16 protein-coding genes and 1 tRNA gene are annotated in these 20,641 nt (G+C 46.2%); 11 read left to right on the plus strand and 6 right to left on the minus strand.

The features are described from left to right. Positions 1-25: 25 nt before the first annotated feature. The gene (locus tag GN277_RS05745) at positions 26-1,135 is read right to left on the minus strand and encodes a nucleoside hydrolase (RefSeq protein ID WP_159750226.1); all 1,110 of its coding nucleotides are present in this window, start codon (positions 1,133-1,135) and stop codon (positions 26-28) included. Positions 1,136-1,746: 611 nt separating this feature from the next. Between GN277_RS05745 and GN277_RS05750 the strand changes: the two genes are divergently transcribed. Next, positions 1,747-3,090: a hemerythrin domain-containing protein gene (locus GN277_RS05750; protein ID WP_159750227.1), complete on the plus strand. Its 1,344-nt coding sequence runs from the start codon at positions 1,747-1,749 to the stop codon at positions 3,088-3,090. A 75-nt stretch (positions 3,091-3,165) separates the two neighbouring features. Here GN277_RS05750 and GN277_RS05755 read toward each other — a convergent pair whose 3' ends face one another. The 3 genes from GN277_RS05755 to yfcE are packed head-to-tail and all read right to left on the minus strand — an operon-like array spanning position 3,166 to position 4,787. Then, positions 3,166-3,483, minus strand: a complete 318-nt coding sequence (locus GN277_RS05755; protein ID WP_159750228.1) for an AzlD domain-containing protein — start codon at positions 3,481-3,483, stop codon at positions 3,166-3,168. Further along, positions 3,473-4,231 carry an AzlC family ABC transporter permease gene (locus GN277_RS05760; protein WP_159750229.1) on the minus strand — a complete coding sequence of 253 codons (759 nt, stop codon included), beginning with the start codon at positions 4,229-4,231 and terminating at the stop codon, positions 3,473-3,475. The genes GN277_RS05755 and GN277_RS05760 overlap by 11 nt, the downstream gene beginning before the upstream one ends. Then, a complete protein-coding gene (gene yfcE, locus GN277_RS05765) occupies positions 4,218-4,787 on the minus strand; it encodes a phosphodiesterase (RefSeq protein ID WP_159750230.1) in 570 nt (189 codons plus the stop codon). Before yfcE ends, GN277_RS05760 begins: the two co-directional genes overlap by 14 nt. Positions 4,788-4,987: 200 nt before the next feature. Here yfcE and GN277_RS05770 point away from each other — a divergent pair, with 200 nt between their 5' ends. The 9 genes from GN277_RS05770 (at position 4,988) to GN277_RS05810 (ending at position 18,277) form a co-directional block, all read left to right on the plus strand. Continuing rightward, entirely contained in the window at positions 4,988-6,550 is a 1,563-nt protein-coding gene (locus GN277_RS05770; protein WP_159750231.1) for a ClC family H(+)/Cl(-) exchange transporter, read from the plus strand. Between the two features lie 260 nt (positions 6,551-6,810). Beyond that, positions 6,811-6,954, plus strand: a complete 144-nt coding sequence (locus GN277_RS05775) for a hypothetical protein (protein ID WP_159750232.1) — start codon at positions 6,811-6,813, stop codon at positions 6,952-6,954. Further along, entirely contained in the window at positions 6,942-12,965 is a 6,024-nt protein-coding gene (locus GN277_RS05780) for a VaFE repeat-containing surface-anchored protein (protein ID WP_159750233.1), read from the plus strand. Before GN277_RS05775 ends, GN277_RS05780 begins: the two co-directional genes overlap by 13 nt. A gap of 86 nt (positions 12,966-13,051) precedes the next feature. Further along, entirely contained in the window at positions 13,052-13,624 is a 573-nt protein-coding gene (locus tag GN277_RS05785; RefSeq protein ID WP_159750234.1) for a 2-oxoacid:acceptor oxidoreductase family protein, read from the plus strand. Beyond that, positions 13,625-13,927, plus strand: a complete 303-nt coding sequence (locus GN277_RS05790; protein ID WP_159750235.1) for a 4Fe-4S binding protein — start codon at positions 13,625-13,627, stop codon at positions 13,925-13,927. Position 13,928: 1 nt separating this feature from the next. Next, positions 13,929-15,110: a pyruvate ferredoxin oxidoreductase gene (porA, locus tag GN277_RS05795; protein WP_159750236.1), complete on the plus strand. Its 1,182-nt coding sequence runs from the start codon at positions 13,929-13,931 to the stop codon at positions 15,108-15,110. A 12-nt stretch (positions 15,111-15,122) separates the two neighbouring features. After that, positions 15,123-16,058, plus strand: a complete 936-nt coding sequence (locus GN277_RS05800) for a thiamine pyrophosphate-dependent enzyme (RefSeq protein WP_159750237.1) — start codon at positions 15,123-15,125, stop codon at positions 16,056-16,058. Between the two features lie 6 nt (positions 16,059-16,064). Then, complete coding sequence (locus GN277_RS05805; RefSeq protein WP_159750238.1) at positions 16,065-17,528, plus strand: sodium-dependent transporter; 1,464 nt, start codon at positions 16,065-16,067, stop codon at positions 17,526-17,528. Positions 17,529-17,596: 68 nt separating this feature from the next. Beyond that, positions 17,597-18,277, plus strand: coding sequence for a TIGR00266 family protein (locus GN277_RS05810; RefSeq protein ID WP_159750239.1), 681 nt, complete (start codon positions 17,597-17,599; stop codon positions 18,275-18,277). Positions 18,278-18,625: 348 nt separating this feature from the next. Here GN277_RS05810 and GN277_RS05815 read toward each other — a convergent pair whose 3' ends face one another. After that, positions 18,626-19,171, minus strand: a complete 546-nt coding sequence (locus GN277_RS05815) for a TetR/AcrR family transcriptional regulator (protein ID WP_159750240.1) — start codon at positions 19,169-19,171, stop codon at positions 18,626-18,628. A gap of 174 nt (positions 19,172-19,345) precedes the next feature. Between GN277_RS05815 and GN277_RS05820 the strand changes: the two genes are divergently transcribed. Then, entirely contained in the window at positions 19,346-20,209 is an 864-nt protein-coding gene (locus tag GN277_RS05820; RefSeq protein ID WP_159750241.1) for a DegV family protein, read from the plus strand. Positions 20,210-20,463: 254 nt separating this feature from the next. Here GN277_RS05820 and GN277_RS05825 read toward each other — a convergent pair. Continuing rightward, positions 20,464-20,534: transfer RNA gene (locus GN277_RS05825), tRNA-Gly, on the minus strand. Positions 20,535-20,641 lie beyond the last annotated feature (107 nt).

The raw sequence follows: 20,641 nt of genomic DNA on the forward strand, positions 1-20,641 counted from the left end.
ATAATTATCTTCTTTTCATAAACTATCACTCATCTAAAAGAGCAATAAGCTTTTCTTTAAATATCTTACTGTCTGTTTCGGTAGCAACATAGAAGTTGTAATTATCAAAGGTTATCTGAGAGTCGTAGCCGTAACCTTCCTTGTACAGAATTACCTGCCCGTACGCTTCATTGTCGTCCGTCATAACGCTTGCGTGGCAGGGTTGGGTCTTTTTAAGATAATCGTCCCACAGTACGCAAGCCATAGCGACTCCGTCGGCATCATCGGCAATCGGTAAGCCTCTTGTTTCTGTATTAAATTCTATCAGTCCGCTGAAGGCTTTGGCGAAGAATTCCGACAGTCCGCCTTTTTTCTCCAGCTCGTCAAGCTCTTCCTTGGAAAAAGTAGTTTCTTCAGGAAGCATATCGAAGCCGATTGCCGTAATCGCCACACCCGAATCAACCAGCACCTTGTACGCCTCGGCGTCATGATAAACATTGAACTCCGCAACAGGCGTTGCGTTGCCAGGTCCAAAGCCCGCGGTTCCCATCGACCAGTATTTCTTGACGCGCTTCATCGTTTCGGGATCTTTGTCAAATGCGAGCGCAAGATTGGTGACGGGACCGAGAGCGACAATTTCCACCTCGTCGGGATTCGCCTTTACCGCTTCAACGATAAAATCAACAGCGCCCTTATCCTCAGCTTTGCGCGTGGGATGAATCAGGTCTTGATCCCCCATACCATCCTTGCCGTAAACGCTGAAGGTTTCACGTTCCTTGCCGGTATATGTAGTAGAAGCGCCTGCATAAACAGGGGCGTCGCTGCCCGCCATTTCCAGCGTCATCAACGCGTTTTTGACTGCCTGATCGAGACTGACGTTTCCTGCGGAAACTGTCACGCCAAGAATATCAATGTTTTTAGCTTTTGCCGCGATAATCAACGCGGAGGCGTCGTCGCCCGCGGTGTCGGTATCAATAATGATTTTTCGCTTTTGCTGCGGTTCGTCAGACGCTTGAGTGGTTTCTGCAATTGTTGTAGCCGTTTCCAGTGTCTGCGAATTATCCTTGACGCCGCAGCCGTTCAAGGAAAGGGCGCTCACAAACAGCATAACGGCAGAAAGAATCACGCTAACCGAACGATTAAATATCAACTTCATTTTAACTTACATTCCTTTCATTATGATTTGTATATTATAACAGGAATATAAAAAATAATCCACCATAATTTCTAAGAACTACAAAATCAGTAATTAACTCAAACTTCCTAAGTCATAGTTTCTGTGCGGCGGTAGGATGACCTGTAATTTGCATAGGAGCACAGGACGATGTAATAAAAAAGAAAAGAGCCTCCGTTTGTCCGGATGCCCTTGTTAGTGACGAGTGACCGTATGAAATCTCTGTAAATTCTGCATCGAGGAAATTCTACGATTTGTTTCAGCTCTAGTTGACGTGGTTAATTGGGATTTACGGAGAGACTTTTGGAAGCATTATTGAAAATAATTATTGAATGAGATAAAATGAATGACATAGAATGTGTAGGAGGGTAGTTGTGATGAACGTGTATAGGAATACACATTGATATTTTTTACTATACGTAGTATAGTAAAGATTGACAGACAGGGAAGACTGTTTGCGAAGATAGTATTTTTCAAGATTTACTGCTTTATATGAAAAGCAACATTTAGCAGATGATGGTCTGCAAATTTAGGAAAGGAATGAAGTTCCACAGAAATTATTAGAATACATCTGTGGAAAAGGAGGATTTCATATGGAGAACCAATTAGTATGGAAGGAAGAGTACAATATCGGAGTAGACGTTATTGACAAGGAGCATCAGAGACTGTTTAAGATTATCAATAAGTTGTTTGCATTTGGGAAAGAGGAGAAGAAAAGTCAGTGGGCATGTCAGGAAGGGATTAAGTATTTCAAGGACCATGCGATGAAGCATTTTTTAGAAGAAGAAAATTACATGAAGTCAATCGGGTATGAAGGATATGCCGCCCACAGACATCTGCATGAAGGCTTCCGCAAGAAGATGCTGCCTGCGCTTGAGGAGGAGCTGGAACAGACGAATTATTCCGAGAATTCGGTTGACCATTTTTTAGGCGTCTGTGCAGGATGGCTGATTGGGCATACCTTGACAGAGGATCGTGCGATTACGGGAGAAGGGATGAGCAAGTGGATAGATCTTCTGCCGGAAGAAGAACTTGAGGCTATGAAGAAGGTAATCGTTCAACTGGTATATGATATGTTTCATCTGGAGTCCCATGTGCTTAGCGATGGTTACAGCGGGGAGAAGTTTGGGAGAGGGTTGTATTGCCGCCTGGTCTACGGAATGGAACAGGAGGAAGAAAATAGAGAGATTTTTCTGGCATTTGAAGAAAAGCTGTTAATTAACACAGTTGGAAAGGCTATGGGAATAGAGACGAACAAGCTGGATACCATGCTGGTCAATGCTACCAGATTTACGGCGCATCAGTTTGTAAAGCGTGTAATGGAGCATCTGCCCGATGCAGAAGGATGTGAGATTAAGGAAGAAAACCTTCTTACATATGAGCAGTTCCAGGATGTGTTTGAAAAGGAAAAGATGCAGGTTAGTCTGTTGTTCGATACAGGGGAGGGATACTTTGCCTATTGCGTAATAGCGCCTCATATGCTGGATAAAGGCGCGGCAACCCCGATTGGCGTGGAGAACGCCATGGCAGAGGTTGAAGAATATCTCAAGAAGCGAGATATACCACAGAGGCAGAAGATACTGATAGTAGATGATTCCATGACGATACGTCAGGGGATGAAGCAGCTATTGTGCGAGGATTATGAGATTGCCATGGCATCCTCTGGAATGTCTGCCTTCCGCTCCATTGCTTTGGACCGTCCGGACCTGGTGCTGTTGGACTATGAGATGCCGGTTTGTGACGGAAAGCAGGTATTGGAGATGATCCGCTCGGAGGAGGAGTTTGCCGATATTCCGATTATCTTTTTGACGGGCAGGACAGACCCAGGGACTGTGAGGAAGCTGGTATCGTTAAAACCGGATGGATATCTGGCGAAATATTTGAAGCCGGCAGAGATTAAGCAGAAGATTGATGCTTATTTTGAGAAGAAGATATGAAGCTTGTCTGTAATGAAGAACGAGTGATATAATAGAAGGGGATGGCGCTTTGGGATAATGCGGCATCCCCTTTATTTACATAAGATATGCAGACGCCGCCTCACATACGAACACGACGCAGCAGCAAAGAGCAGCTATCCCCATCATATTGACGCCCTTCCATGCAGCAATAATTCCCACAACTAAAGCCAGAATTCCGGCAACTGGAATCTGAGGCGCCGTGATAATCGCAGGGAAGGTCATGACCGCAAGCGTTACATAAGGCACGTAATAGAGAAATGAGCGTATAAGAGGATTTTTAATCTTTCCGCGTATCAGCGTCAGGGGAAGCACGCGGATTAGGCAGGATACTGCCGCTGCCACCAGTATGTAAATGTAGATATTATGGGTCATGTTCTGCCGCCTCCTTATCCAAATCAGCCGCTCTATGATTGTCTTCCTCATCATTTACCGGAAATAATATGGCTGCAAGTCCGGCAATGATTACGGTAAGCAGGCTGATCTTCATGCTGTCGGACATGTGATAAAACAGAGGAAGCTTTGATGCGGCAAAGCTTGCGGCAAAGCTTACGAGTACCACACCGCCGACGATTTTATCAGTTCTGGCTGCAGGAATAATGATTGCTATAAACATTCCGTACAATGCGACGCTCAAAGCGCTGACAACAGAGGGCGGCAGAATATTGCCTGCCACAATCCCTATGGCAGTACCCATAGCCCAGCTTGGCAGCGCGACAGCCATAGCGCCGTAATTATAATAAGGGTTCAGCCTTCCGGTTCTGCCAATGCTGATCCCGAAAATCTCGTCTGTTATTCCGAAGCCCACCAGGAATCTATGTGCAAGGGAGGTGACAGGATCAAATTTCTGGCTCAATGCGCAGCTCATCAGCAGATACCGTATATTAGTTACCAGAATGACGAAGACCATCTCAATATAAGGCGCATTCGCCAGAATCACGGTGAATTCGGCGTACTCCCCTGCGGAGGCATGGTTCAACATACTGGACAGAAATCCTTGAAAGGGGTTTAATCCAGCCTTTTTTGCTACAATTCCAAGTGAAAACGCTACTGCAAAATAACCTAAGGCAATGGGAATCCCGTCCCGTATCCCATTGGCAAATGCGTTCTTATTCCGATTCATTTTTTAATCCATTCTCCAGGTCAAAGTGTCGGTAAGACTGTCCGGCCAGAGTCTTCCATGTAAATACCCCCTTTTCAAGCATCATATAGCTGTGCTCGCTTGCCTCCTTCGGGATGGAGATGGAGCCAGGATTCAGGTAGTATCTGCCGTCAAAATCTTCTGCCACAGGGATATGGGTGTGTCCGTGAAGCAGGATATCGCCCTTCTTTAACATTGGCGGATTGGCGGTATTATGAATGTGTCCGTGAGTGGCGAATATCATATGTCCCTGCTCGTATAGGATACAGTAGTCCGCAAGGATTGGGAATTCCAACACCATCTGGTCTACGTCCGTGTCACAGTTCCCCCGCACGCACAGGATATCTTCCTTCATAGGGTTTAAAAGGTCTATAACCTCTTTTGGAGCATAGCCTTTGGGAAGATCATTTCTTGGTCCGTGATAGAGGATGTCTCCCAGAAGAAGCAGCTTGTCGGGTTGTTCTGCCTTGTACTGCTCCAGTAATTGTCTTAGATAGTAAGCGCTTCCGTGAATGTCAGATGCGATCATTATTTTCATGGTATATAAATCCTTTCTGTAAAATAGATTGGCAATCGATATTTGTCGATTCCCTTCACATAGTATAGCTTGTATGAAGGCGGGATTCAAGGAAAAGTTAGCTGATTTCCACTGGGCAGGCAGAAAAAACTCTGGATAATTACACTCCTTCTTGTATAATAGAAATGAGAGAGTAATATACGGAAGATGGAGGGAGAGATATGGAGAAAGATACATCCAGTACGATAAGGCGCGCTGAACAATTTCAGATGATATTGATTGGAGAGGGATTGGTAGTGGGAGGCATTGCAGGACTGGTCATTGTCCTGTATAGAATGTTTCTGGAATATGCAGGGAAATGGCTGAATATGCTTCTGGAATTCTGTAAAGGGAAGCCTATTCGGATTGCAGGCTGGTTTTTGGTCCTTCTTGTGCTGGCATGGCTGGTAGGAAAGCTACTTAAGTATGAGCCAATGATTTCAGGCAGCGGAATTCCCCAGCTTGAGGGGGAGATGACAGGAAAACTTGATCAGAGATGGTGGAGGGTTCTTCCTGCGAAATTTCTTGGAGGCTTCTTGTGCCTCTTAGGAGGTCTGGCTCTGGGGAGAGAGGGCCCGTCTATCCAGTTAGGGGCAATGGTAGGCAAAGGCGTTTCCAAAGGAATGGAACGGGGAGTGACGGAGGAAAAGTATCTCCTGACCTGCGGCGCCAGCGCAGGTCTTGCGGCGGCGTTTCATGCGCCGTTGGCAGGGGTGATGTTTTCACTGGAGGAGGTGCATAAGAATTTTTCTGTATCAGTACTGGTGTCGGTTATGACTGCCTCCTTATCGGCTGATTTCATGGCTTCCACGGTTATGGGAGTGGATTCTGTGTTTCAGTTTCAAATTATCAGGCCGCTGCCGCCGGAATATTACGGAATGATTCTGCTCTTAGGAATTGTGCTTGGAGCCCTTGGGGCGTTCTATAACTGGTTTACTTTAAAGGTGCAGTCATTTTACCGCAATGCAAAAGGCTTAAGCGTGACCAAGAAGCTTATGATTCCGTTTTTATGTGCAGGCGTCCTTGGGTTTACCATGCCGGAGTTTCTTGGAAGCGGACATGCGCTGCTTGACTATCTGACGACTGAGGACGTCATGCTTGGAACCATATTATTTTTTCTGGTAGGAAGGTTTATTTTCTCGGCGGTCTGCTTTGGCTCTGGGGCGCCGGGAGGCATCTTTTTTCCTCTGTTGGTGTTAGGCGGATTTATCGGCGGTGCGTTTGCGACGGTAGGCGTACATTATATGGGGTTGGATATGATGTACATCAATAATTTTGTTGTGCTTGCAATGGCGGGATATTTTGCGGCAATTGTGCGCGCGCCTTTGACTGGCATTATTCTAATCTTTGAAATGACAGGGTCCCTAAGCCAGATGATGACGCTGTCCATCGTTTCTGTGGTGGCGTACGTGGTGGCAACCCTGCTTCGGTCGAAGCCGATTTATGAGAGTCTTCTGGAACGGATATTGGAGCAGCGGGGGGAGGAAAAGGCTGTGGACCACGGAGAAAAGGTATTGCAGAATTTTGTTGTGCTTCAGGGCTCAAGACTTGAGGAGGCATTAATTAAAGAGATTGAGTGGCCGAAAAACTGCCTGATTGTGGCGGTGCAGAGAGGTTCTGATGAGATTATTCCCAGGGGAAGTACGAAGCTTAGGACAGGGGATGTTATTGTGGCAATGACGAATGAGAGAGAAATTGCGGCAGTACATGATGAGATGGAGAAGCTCTGTAGGGAGGTGTTTTGAAAATAATTCTGCTTTTTTTGAATAGGCATTGACAGATTGGATTAATTTGCTATAATATATTTTACCAAGCAGCGGCGCGGACAGCAGAAGACTGTCCGCAAAGCAGTCGTTTAGAAGGAGACTGATAGTTCTTATCAGTTCTTGTATTCCCAGGAATTATTTTTTATATAGCGTGTTTTACCTATATCATTTTAGTTGGACCTATTCTTTAAGTTCGATCAAGAGTCTTACATTCTAATAATTCTGAAAGCTTCAAATTCATGAATGAAGCAAATCCCAAGATTAAAAAAAATATGTTTGGAAAGGAGGGAAGGGTTCTGTCTGAGGGAAACAAAGCTGAAAGTGACTGTAGATGCCCTTGCTTTGGAATGGATAGAAAGGAGTATCATGTATGGAAAGAATAAGAAAAGGGCTTTCTTTTTTGCTGGCGCTGATGATCTGTATTTCCACTGGATTAATCTATGTGGGGAGGGCGGCTGCCTCAGATATGGAAACGAATGGTCAGACGGTTCAGCTTAAGCAGACAGAGCACGGTAAGGTGAGGTTTGCAGATTTTGACGGGACTATGAACCTGTTTCTAAAGGGAGATGTGGTTACGCTGGAGGCAGAGCCTGAAGATGGTTACAGCCTTGGAAAGCTTCAGATGTTGGATGCCCTCACAGGAGAAGATTTACAGATAGAAATAAAAGAAGATGACCGACTTGGGGAACAATACCGTTTTTCTTTTATTATGGGAGAGAAGTCTATCGTTGTACATACGGAGTTTGAGGAAATCAACAAAAATACTCAGGAAGAAGCTTTTACAGAGACGCCTAAGGAGAAGCCAGAAGAAACGCCGGATAGAGAGTATGGATTTGGGGCAGAGGGTTATATCTGGGGAAAAGACAGTGAAAAAACGGATACTGAAAGGAGTGCACGTGTAGGAGAGCAGGCGGCAGGGCGTATGCGCCGTTTGGCGTCAGGCTCAGACGTTGTAATAAAAGCGGGAGCTGTCCATAATTACGGGGAATGGGGGACAAGCGAATTCTCGGTGACTACCGGTTCTGGGCAATTCTTAGGATATTGCGCCCAGCCTACTTTAAGTCCGCCTAATGGGACTTACCAAGTTTCGGTGCTTAACAACGACCTGATTAAAGCGGCATTGATGATTGCGCCTGGCGGTGACCCGCAGATGTATGAGGAATATGGGAAGTCAATTTATATGGAGGAGAAAAACAATGTCTATGCCTTTGCCCATGCGCTAATCGGTTTTTTATATATGGGTTCGCTTAAAGGACTTGGGCCCTTTATGGCTGCAAATATACGGAGTATGGAAGAAAAGTTGAATCGCTTGATGCAGGAGTCCGGTTATGAGGAGTTCCAAAACCGTTTGAGACAGTGCACAGCCTATATCGTCTATACAGGGGATGATAAGTACCAGGATATTGTATGGCTTGAAAGGAATCCGGCTGGATATGCCAGACTTAAGAAAACTTCAGCGAATACGGGAATTACGGATGGAAACAGTTGCTACAGCCTTGCAGGAGCACAGTATGGCGTGTTTCGTGACAGTGGATGTACACAGCAGGCGGCTGTGCTGACCACGGATACAGCCGGCAATTCAGATACGGCGACACTTAATGAGGGAACATATTATGTGAAGGAGATTAGGGCTGCTAAAGGTTATGCCCTTGATTCTCAGGTGTATCCGATTCAGGTTACGACAGGTCAGACGGCAGAGCTTAAGGTCAGTGACGAACCGGTTCTTGCGCCAGCCCTTTTGATCTATAAGGTGGATAGGGAGACAAAGGGGGCAAAAGCTCTTGGCGCGGCATCCCTGGAAAATACACGATTTCGGGTGAATTTCTACAGCGGCCACTACACGAAGGGGAACCTTCCGGCAAAGGCTACCCGCTCCTGGGTAATCAAGGCCGCTGCTTTAGAAGGCAGCAAAGGAGCACGCCGAAGCGCAGTAGAAGAAAGGCCGGACAAGGTTTCCGGAGATGCTTTTTATCAGGTCGGGGAGGAGGTTATTCTGCCTCTTGGGACGCTTAGCGTGGAGGAGATACAAGCGCCGGCAGGGTATCAGCTTGACAGCTCTTATCTGAGCATTACGGGTAACAGCGGGGAAAAAGAAAGGGTGCATGTCGCTCAGATTATCCAAAGCGGTAATCAGGGGATTGTCGAGGACGGTCCTAGATACACAGTTGCGGACAGTGTAATCCGCGCAGATATGGAATTGACCAAGATTGACAAGAACACCCAAAGACCCATTGCAGGAGTACCTTTTCGGATTACGTCTAAGACAACGAAGGAGTCCCATGTGATTATGACAGATGAGAACGGGCATTATTCTTCAAGCTCAGCTTATGCCGCTCACAGCTACCGGACCAACGGCGGGCAGGCTGGGGACGGTCTGTGGTTTGGATTGGATGCAGACGGAAGAAATGTTTTGGTGGATGATGGTGTGGGCGCGCTTCCCTATGATACCTATACCATCGAAGAATTAAAATGTGCTGCCAATGAGGGGAAATTTCTGTATTCCGGTTCATTTACCATCACAAAGGCGAATTACATTGTCAATCTGGGGAATGTGGAGAATGCAGACGTAGCTATTGAGACGACGGCAAAGGACGAAGCTACGGGCACCCATTATGCCTCGGCGGGGGATGTGACGCTGCTTGATACGGTAAGATATATTGGGCTTCAGAAGGAGAAAACCTATCGTCTGACAGGGTCGTTAATGAATCGGACGACAGGACGCAGGGTCACGGATGAAGACGGGGAGCCTGTTGTCGTGACAAAGACCTTCACTCCCAAAGATTCCAATGGAGAAGTTGAGGTGGAATTTACCTTTGATGCTTTTGGACTTAAGGGAAATGACGTAGTTGTCTATGAAGAACTGTATCTTGGGAATGAAAAACTGGCTGAACATGCGGACATTAATGACGAGTCCCAGACCATCCATTTTCCAGAGATTCGGACAAGGGCGGTTGACTATGAAACAAATGGCGGGGCTGCAAAGGCGGACGAAGATATGGTAATTGTAGATACGGTATCTTACGAGAATCTGCGTGCTGGACGGAAATATAAGATTACCGGAATTTTAATGGATAAGGACACGAAACGCGCCGTTCTTGACGACAATGGCAGTAAAGTTGAAGCAGAGACAACATTTACCGCAAAGAGGGCAAGCGGAACCGTTGAGGTAGTATTTCGGTTTGGGGGGAGGAAGCTTGCAGGGAAAACTCTAGTAGCATTTGAGACTTTAGAGAAGGATAATAAAGAATATGCAGTACATCATGACATTGAGGATGAGGCCCAGACTGTGTACATTCCAAAGATTAGTACGAAAGTGTATGACAGTGATACAAAATCCCAGGTTTCCCGTGCGGATGAGGAAGTGACTTTAATTGATGAGGTGAAATACGAGAATCTTCTGGCGGGACGAGAATATCTGCTGAGAGGAACACTGGTGAATCCAGAGACGAAGAAGGCAGCGGTAGACGCCGGCGGGAATCCGATTACCGGACAGACTGTATTTGTACCGTCAAAGAAGAACGGAAGTGCAGAGGTGACCTTTCGATTTGACGGAAGCAGCCTTGCGGGGGATACTTATGTTATCTTTGAAGAACTTTTGTGTGGCGGGAAATTGCTTGCAGAACATAAAGATGCAAAAGATGAGGGGCAGACTGTTTATTTTCCTTCGCTGGAAACAAGGGCGTCAGACAGGGAGACCGGCAGAGGGATTGCTTATGCCAATGAGAGGGTGGTCATTGAGGACGTGGTGCATTATGAGAACCTGATTCCAGGTAAGAAGTATACGGTACAGGGCGTTTTGAAAGATCAGTCTACCAAAGAATCCCTTAAGGATGCCAAGGGGAAAGAGGTTACGGCAAAGAAAGAATTTACGGCGAAGGATGCCAAAGGCGATGTGACTGTGGTGTTTGAGTTTGACGGAAGTATACTTGCAGGAAAGACAACAGTTGCTTTTGAAGAATTATTTATGGAGAAAAAGAGTATCGCTATTCATGCGGATATTCATGATGAGGCCCAGACAGTAGAATTTCCCAAGATTAGGACGCAGGCAGCGGACCAAAAGTCGGGAATGAATCTGACTATGGCGTCCGACGAGATTAGGGTAGTGGACAGGGTTTCTTATCAACATCTGATTCCAGGGTGCGGATATCGCCTGGAGGGGATACTGATGGATCAGAAGACGGGGGAACCGGCAGTTGATTCTAAGGGAAAGAGGATTCAGGCGGATACCAAATTTACGGCCAAAGACAAAGACGGAACCGTGGAATTAACGTTTCAGTTTTCGGGAAATGGCCTTGCGGGGCGTACCTTCGTGGTATTTGAAGAACTTTCCATGGAGAAGTCCTGGTTTCAGGATGTGACTGTCGCAGTACATCGGGATATGGAGGATGAAGCGCAGACCATCTATCTTCCTAAGATTGGTACGGCTGTTCGTGACAAGGCTACCGGAATGAGAATGGCGCGGGCAGATTCAGAGGTGATACTGATTGATGATGTAGAGTATGAGAATCTCCTGGCCGGAAGGGAGTATGTGCTTAAGGGCACGCTGATGGATGCCGAGACGAAGAAGGAAGCGGCAGGCAGAAATGGGAAGCCCATAACTGCACAGACGGTATTTACGCCTGACAAAAAGGATGGCAGCGTACAGGTAGAATTTCGGTTTGACGGGAAAGAACTGGCAGGAAGGACGGTGGTGGTCTATGAAGAACTGCTGTGTCAGGAGCATAAGGTGGCAGAGCATAAGGATCTGAAGGATGAAAAACAGACCGTCCATTTTCCGTCTATAGCCACGACCGCCAAGGATACTAAGACAGGTGAGCGCATCTCATTTGCCGGTGAGCAGGTGACGATTGAAGACGTTGTACATTATGAGAACCTGATTCCAGGGAAAAAATATACGATAGCGGGAATGCTGATGGAGAAGTCCACAGGCAAGCCTCTTACGGACGCCAAGGGAAAGGAGATAAGGGCAGAGAAAGAATTTACGGCAGAGGAGGCGAAAGGAGATGAGACTGTGGTATTTACATTCGACGGCAGCGTGCTGGCAGGAAAAGTGACGGTTGCCTTTGAGGAATTATTTACGGAGAAAAAGAGTCTTGCCGTTCACATGGATATTGAGGATGAGCCCCAAACAGTGAAATTCCCAAGGATTCAGACGCAGGCTGCCGACAAGGAGACAAAAACGAATATGACGATGGCTTCTGAGAAAGTAACGATAGTGGATACGGTATCCTACTGGAATCTGATTCCAGAGCACCAATATCATCTGAAAGGTACGCTGATGGATTTGGAGACGAAGGAGCCGGCGCTGGACGCGGACGGAAATGAGATTCGTGCAGATATGACCTTTGTGCCAAAGGAAGCCCAAGGGACTGTGAAGCTGTCCTTCTGTTTTGCGGGAAAGGGACTGGAAGGACATACGTTTGTAGTGTTCGAGGAGTTGTCAATGGAGCAATCCTGGTTTCAGGAGACGGTTGTTGCGATACATAAGGATATGGAGGATGAGGCGCAGACCATCCATTTCCCCAAGGTTTGGACAACGGCATTGGATGATGAGACCTTGTCCCATCAGGCGAAAGCAGACGAAAAGATTGGCGTTACAGATATGGTCTATTACTCGAATGTTCTGGTTGGAAATGAGTATAGGGTGAAAGGTGTTTTGATGGATTATGAGACCGGAGAAGTGTTGAAGGATGATAAGGGGGAGGCGGTTACGGCAGAGGCTTCATTTACGGCAGAGGGAACCAAGGGAGAGATCCCTGTGGAGTTTTCTTTGAGTGGAGCATCTCTTGCAGGGAAAACAGCGGTGCTCTACGAAAGACTTGAATATGAAGATGTTTTGGTTGCCAGCCATGAGGATTTGGAGGAGACAAAACAGAGCATCTATTTCCCATCCATCAAGACCAGCGCCAGGGATAAGGAAAATGATGATAAGGAATTGGTGATTAAGGACATGGTGACCCTTACAGACGAAGTGGAGTATCAAAACTTAATTCCGGATACAGAATATCGGATGGAGGGCAGGGTTATGGATAAGAATACGGGAGAGGCACTGGTAATTGCTGATCTGCCTGTTAAGGCAGAGCGGGTATTTAAGCCTAAGAAGCCCTCTGGGAGTATTGACGTAGAATTTACCTTTCAAAGTAAAGGGATGGAGGAAAAGGAGCTGGTGGTATTCGAGAAACTCTATATGACGGACAATGGAGAAGAAGTTGTGAGTCATGAAGATTGGGAGGATGAGAATCAGACTGTGAGGCTGGTAAGAGAGCCAAGCCCGCCAAGGAGAGTAAAGACAGGAGACGGCTCTGAGAGAGAAATTCCTGTGTATGTGGTTTTAGCTGCGATAAGTGCAGCAGCGTTGTTGAGTATAGGAGGAAAAAGGAGAAGAAAATTGTAGACATAAGAGAAATCTTCAAGTACAATAGTGGATGTGAGAAAACGAAAAAACAGAGTCCACTCTACTTTAAGAAAGGATGAAGGAAGATGAGTAACCTTACAGAGATCAGATGGCATGGCCGTGGCGGCCAGGGTGCCAAGACTGCCGCTCTGCTTCTTGCAGATGTGGCGTTTCAGACGGGGAAGTATGTTCAGGGGTTTCCGGAGTACGGACCAGAGCGTATGGGAGCGCCGATTACGGCTTACAATCGAATCAGCGACACACAGATTCGCGTACATTCTAATATCTATACTCCCCAGTATGTGGTGGTGGTAGATGAATCGCTTTTGGAGGCGGTTGACGTAACCAGCGGTCTTAAGAAGGACGGTGCGATACTTATTAATACAGCGCGTCCGAAGGAGGAGATTATTCCACATTTGAAGGGATATGAAGGAAAGGTATATACCATCGATGCCCACAAGGTATCCATGGCTGCCATGGGAAAGTATTTCCCAAATACACCGCTGCTTGCGGCAATCGTTAAGGTGGCGGATGTGATGGACGAAGAAACATTTTTAAAAGAGATGCGCTCATCCTTTTCCCATAAGTTCGCCAGTAAGCCAGAGGTGATTGACGGTAATATGGCGGCTCTTAAGATGGCGCTTGAGGAGGTGCGGTAAATGACTACGGATATTACAAAATTAGGTGTGAAGGCTTCCTGGAGGGATTTGACGGAAGGAATGGTGATTGCCAAAGCAGGAACATCGAAGGAGTTCAACACAGGCGAGTGGTCTACGGATAAGCCGGTATTCATAGAGGAAAAATGTAAACAGTGTCTTCTGTGTACGCCGGTCTGTCCGGACAGTTGTATTCCGGTAAAAGAGGGCAAGAGAGGCGAATTCGACTATGATCATTGTAAGGGATGCGGCATCTGTGTAAAGTCATGCCCATTCGGCGCAATCACGATGGAAGGGGTGGAGTAAGATGGCAAAAAGAGACCGTTTATCAGGAAATGAAGCGATAGCGATAGCGTTAAGGCAGATTAATCCGGATGTATTTCCGGCGTTCCCGATCACACCGTCCACGGAGATTCCTCAGTATTTTGCCTCCTTTGTGGCAAACGGGCAGGTAGACACAGAATTTATTCCAGTGGAGAGTGAGCACAGCTCCATGAGCGCTGCAATCGGCGCGTCGGCGGCAGGTGCGAGAAGCCTTACGGCAACCTCCTCCTGCGGACTTGCCTATATGTGGGAGGAGTTGTACATAGCGGCATCCAACCGGCTTCCTTTGGCGCTGGCATTGGTAAACCGCGCATTGTCAGGACCGATTAATATTAACTGTGACCATTCGGACAGCATGGGCGCAAGAGATGCTGGATGGATTCAGATTTACGCGGAGAACAATCAGGAAGCCTATGATAACATGGTGCAGGCATACCGTATTTCCGAGCATAAGGACGTAAGGCTTCCGATTATGATTTGCCAGGATGGGTTTATTACCAGCCATGCGGTGGAGAATATGGAGCTATTAGAGGATGATGAGGTAAAGAAATTTGTCGGAGAATATGCACCTGAGAATTATCTGCTGAATCCGGACTGCCCTATGGCGGTAGGCCCCTATTCAATCACGGACTATTATATGGAAGCAAAGCGCAGCCAGGCGGAGGGAATGAAGCATGTAGAGCAGGTTGTGCTTGATGTGGCCAAAGAATTTGCGGGGATTTCCGGCAGAGAGTACGGCTTATTTGAGGCGTATTGTATGGAGGATGCCGAGTATGCGGTGGTTATGATTGGTTCAGCGGCAGGTACTACCAAGGATGCTATTGATGCTTTAAGAAAGAAAGGGGTAAAGGTTGGGCTTTTGAAGCTTCGGCTTTATCGTCCATTTCCGGCAGAAGCCATTGCAGAGGCTCTGACAGGAGTAAAAGCGGTTGCCATCATGGATCGGGCGGAGGGTTATACGAACCATGGAGGTCCCCTTGGGGCGGACGTAATGTCTGCGTTATACAGGGCAAGGTCTAAGGCTTTGGCTGTGAATTACATCTATGGACTTGGAGGACGCGATGTGCGTGTGGAGGACATGGAGGGCGTATTTGCAGCTTTGAAACAGATTGCTGAGGATGGCCATGCAGGAGAGACTTACCGATATCTTGGAATCAGAGAATAGGGGGGACAAAAGATGGGTTATAATTTCAAAGAGACGATGAGCAAACCGGAACGTCTGGCGCCTGGACATAGGATGTGCGCGGGCTGCGGCGGTACGATTGCGGTGAGAAACGTACTGCGGGGGCTTCATGAAGGAGATAAAGCTGTAATCGGAAATGCCACGGGCTGCCTGGAGGTGTCCACTTTTACCTATCCGTATACAGCGTGGGAGGACAGCTATATCCATAACGCGTTTGAAAATGCAGGTGCAACCTTAAGCGGTGTGGAGGGTGCGTACAAGGCTCTGAAAAGAAAAGGAAAATTAGATGAGACATACAAGTTTATTACCTTCGGAGGAGACGGCGGAACCTATGATATCGGATTCCAGTCATTGTCCGGCGCGATGGAGAGGAATACGGATATGGTATATGTCTGCTACGATAACGGCGCATATATGAACACGGGGATCCAGCGTTCTTCTGCAACGCCTATGTATGCAGACACCACCACCACTCCGGTGGGAAGCGCAAGTAACGGAAAGCCCCAGAATAGAAAGGATTTGGCGGCGATTATTGCGGCTCATGATATTCCTTATGTGGCGCAGACTACATTTATTCAGAATTTTAAGGACCTCCATGTAAAATCTGAGAAAGCAATCTATACGGCGGGGGCGGCATTTTTAAATATTATGGCGCCCTGTCCAAGAGGGTGGAGATATCGAACGCCGGATATTATGGAGATCTGTAAGCTGGGCGTGGAGACTTGTTACTGGCCTTTATTCGAGGTGGTGGAGGGCAAGTGGATTTTGAACTATGAGCCGAAGAAGAAGCTGCCAATCGAAGATTTTCTAAAGCCCCAGGGACGTTTTAAACATTTATTTAAGAAAGGAAACGAATATCTGATAGAGGAATTCCAGAAGGAAGTAGACCGCAGATGGGAAGAACTTAAGTTCAGATGTTCCAGAGGATAGAGAATCGTGAAAAGAGAAAAATTCGGGTCGCGTATGGGGTTCATCCTGGTATCGGCCGGATGTGCAATCGGGATTGGCAATGTGTGGAAGTTCCCCTATATGTGCGGGGAGTTTGGAGGTGCGGCGTTTATTCTCATCTACCTGGCATTTCTGCTTATCATGGGAATACCGGTCATGGTCTGTGAGTTTGCCGTGGGGAGAGGAAGCCGCCGAAGTGTGGCGGTAAGCTTCGAGAAGCTTGAACCTTGCAGCACCCGCTGGCATGTTACCAAATGGATTGGTGTAATTGGGTGTTACCTGCTTATGATGTTCTACACAACAGTCGGCGGCTGGATGATGTACTACTGTTACCGAAGCATTAAGGGCGAATTCGTGGGTGCGACGTCTGATATGGTGGCGGCTGGATTCTCAGACATGCTTGGAAATGTGCCAGTTATGACCTTCTGGACCGTATTGATTTGTATTGTGGGTTTTGCAGTTTGTTATTTTGGGATTCAGAAGGGGATTGAGCGTGTTTCTAAAGTTATGATGTCTGCCCTTCTGCTCATTATGGTAGCGTTGGCAGTCCACTCAGTATTTTTGAAGGGAGCTGGGGAGGGAATTCGCTTCTATCTGGTTCCTGATTTTGCCGGAATGAAGGAGATTGGGATTGGAAATGTAATTTTTGGGGCAATGAGCCAGGCGTTTTTCACCCTTTCCATTGGAATTGGGGCAATGTTAATCTTTGGAAGTTATATCGGCAGAGAGCGGAGTTTGACAGGGGAAGCCGTCAGCATTACAGCCCTTGATACCTTCGTGGCGTTGATGGCAGGATTTATCATTATTCCCTCCTGCTTTGCCTTTGGAATCGAGCCGGGGGCGGGGCCGAGTCTGATTTTTATTACGATACCAAATATATTTGCCCAGATGACAGGCGGAAGGCTTTGGGGAGCGTTGTTCTTTCTGTTTTTAACTTTCGCGGCGTTTACGACGATTGTGGCGGTATTCGAGAATATTATTTCATTTGCCATTGATCTGCTTGGCTGGCCCAGAAGTAAGAGTGTGCTGGTGAATGTGGTCCTGCTGATAGTCTTAAGTATGCCGTGTGTACTGGGCTTCAATGTGCTGGCAGGCTTTGAGCCGTTGGGTGCGGGGACGAATATCATGGATCTTGAGGATTTTATCGTGTCCAATAATCTTCTTCCTCTTGGAAGTCTTGGTTACGTGCTGTTCTGTACCAGAAGGAATGGCTGGGGATGGGAGAATTTCCTTGAGGAAGCCAACGCGGGAGAGGGAATTCGTTTTCCCCGTGGGTTAAAAGGATATGTGTCTTATGTGCTGCCTCTGATTATTATTGTGATTTATTTGAAGGGATATTACGACAAATTTGCAGGACAGGGGACAATGGCGCTGGTGGGCTGGATGGCAGCGGCGGTCTTGTTTTTGGGCTTCGTGCTGTTCTGTGCAGGGTCGAAATCGCTGGATACATAGTCAGATTAAGGTATAAAGCAGCGGACTTAACAGGTTTATGATATAAAAGATATACAAGGAGGTACTTTATGAGATATGAGATTAAGGGAGAGACGCTTCCGGTTGTCATCTGTCAGCTTGAAGGCGGAGAGAAGATGATTACAGAAGGAGGCGGCATGTCGTGGATGTCGCCAAACATGCTGATGGAGACAACCACCAACGGAGGAATCGGGAAAGCGTTTGGCAGGATGTTTTCAGGAGAGAAGATGTTCCAGAACGTTTATACAGCGCAGGGCGGCAGCGGTATGATTGCTTTCGCATCCAGTTTTCCAGGCTCCATCAAGGCGTACGAGATTGCCCCTGGTCAGGAGATGATTTTCCAAAAGAGCGCGTTTCTTGCTGGAGAAGCAGGAGTACAATTATCTGTATTTTTCAATAAGAAGTTCAGTTCAGGCTTGTTTGGCGGAGAAGGCTTCATTATGCAGAAGATTAGCGGGTACGGTACTGTGTTTGCTGAATTTGACGGACATGTGGTGGAATACGAGCTTCAGCCAGGGCAGCAGATTGTGGTAGATACGGGACATCTTGCGGCAATGACGGCTACCTGCCAGATGGAGATTAAGAGTGTACCAGGAGTGAAAAACATGTTGTTTGGGGGAGAAGGACTGTTTAATACGGTCATCAGCGGGCCTGGTAAAGTATGGCTTCAGACGATGCCGATTAGTAATGTGGCGGGAATATTAAGGCCATATCTGCCGTCTGGTTCATAGGTTGTCAGATGAAGATTGATATTTCTGGATACGAGCTTCTTCATTTTACTATTTTGTGAGAATAAAATACGGAAACTAAAATCCACTGTACGAATCTGCTATTCAGTACAGTGGATTTTAAAATTCTGTATCCATCGGACGATACCTCGTTTCTATTATATATTTTTGACTTTAAAGATTTAAGTTTTTGGTGGTCTGTCCTCCTTTTCTTTTGATGTCATTATAATATCACACGATACAGAATATGTCAATAGATAATCAGAAAAAAATATATGAAATAATAAAAAAACTGAAAAATTGGTATAACTATAAAAGATATACTGAAATTATTGCTTGAGCAGGCTAAAATTAAGTGTTGTGTGTGTGTGGCGCAATGCTTTGCAAGAGATTAACAAGCTCTGCAGGCGTTTCTTTCGAGCCGTTTGAGGACCAGGAGATGTAGAGATTGTATAGAGCGCCCGCAAAAGCCTGCAGGCCATAATAGGTCTCAATTCCATCTTCCGGTTTATACCAGGCTTCAACGATGTATTTGCTGATGGCTGTCAAAAGAAGGTGGCCTAAGCCGCTTTTGAACAGACTGTCAAGAAATTCCTTGTGTTTCTCAAAGTAGGAGAAACAGTGGAACAGGTTGGCGGAATCATAGATTTGCCTGTCCAGCGACAGCTCGCGGGCTTCTCTCTGATAATGGGCTAACGCCTCATCAAGATAGGAGGAGAAGATATCTTCTTTTGACTGGTAATTCCGGTAATAGGTCATCCTTGATACACCGGCTCTCTGGGTAAGCTCGGATATAGATATGGCGGACAACGGTTTTTCTTTTAATAGCTGCATCAGAGCAGTAACAATACACTCACGGGCTAATTGATTGGCCTGATTCTTTCTTTCTGTACTCATGAACAAAATCCCCTTGTTTGTCACAGTTGCATGTTAAGATATTGAATTTTAATGTTTAAAGTGTTACAATTTGTCACACTTGATTATAGACAAATACGTTGTAAATTTCAAGGGAAATGGTATCTCAAAGAGATATAAAGAGAGAATATATGAGTTGCCAGGAGGAATTGCCATATGAAGACAGCGATTATGACAGACAGTAACAGTGGAATCACAAAAAGCGAAGCAGAAAAATTAGGAATCTTTTCCCTTCCGATGCCAGTAATCATTGATGAAGTGATTTGTTATGAGGGTGTGGATCTTACGCAGGAAATGTTCTACAGCAGCCTGACGGGAGGAAAGGATGTATCCACCTCTCAGCCGTCGCCTGGGGAGGTTATGGGGATGTGGGATGAGATTCTTGCAAAAGGATATGATGAGATTGTCCATATTCCAATGTCCAGTGGTTTGAGCAATTCCTGTGAGTCAGCCATTTCTCTTGCGTCTGACTATGACGGAAAAGTAGAGGTGGTGGACAATCACAGGATTTCCGTGACCCTTAGAGAGTCGGTGTTGGAGGCCAAGGGGCTTTCTGACAGGGGCATGTCTGCCAAGGAGATTAAGAAAGAGCTGGAAGCTCGTGCGTATGAAGCCAGCATCTATATCGCGGTTGATACGTTGGAGTTTTTGAAAAAGGGAGGAAGGGTGACGCCTGCCGCTGCTGCTTTGGGTGCAGTACTGAATATCAAACCCGTACTTACAATACAGGGAGAGCGGCTGGATGCATTTGCCAAAGTACGTGGAATGAAAAAGTGTAAACATAAAATGTTAGAGGCGCTGAAAAATGATTTGGCGACACGCTTCAAGGATGTGGACATGAGCCAGATTGTAATTGGAGGCGCCGGTGCAGGGCTTAATGCCGACGAGGAAAAAGAATGGACGGATACTTTAAAAGAGACATTTCCAAAGGCTATCGTCTATTATAATCCGCTGTCTTTCAGCATTGGAAGCCATACCGGACCTGGCGCCGTAGGGACGGCCATCAGTATCCGCAGGTAAAAATCTTTGATTTTAATACCCAAGGGCATACGGGAATGCATACCCTTGGGTATATCATCCATAATCTGACCATCTGTTTATTTGTCTGATAAACATTCCGAATTGTAAAAAAATATTTGAGAAATTTTGGCGAATTGTGAAGTAATGTTGCTATTATCAAAAAAGATGCTATAATGGTTAGAAAAGAACATTTGAAATAGAAAGAATATACAAAAAAAGCTAAGAATATACATCATCCTTAGCTTTTGGTAAGAAGCAGATAACGGGAATCGAACCCGCCTCTCCAGCTTGGGAAGCTAGCATTCTACCAATGAACTATATCTGCATGCCAATGATTATATCACCTATTTGATGAAAAAGCAATTCTTTTTCTAAATTAAGAAAAAATTCATAATTTCTATCGAAAATGTTTGGATTTCAGACTTATAATGA

The sequence above is a fragment of the Sporofaciens musculi genome, assembly GCF_009830285.1.
Lineage (GTDB): Bacteria > Bacillota > Clostridia > Lachnospirales > Lachnospiraceae > Sporofaciens > Sporofaciens musculi.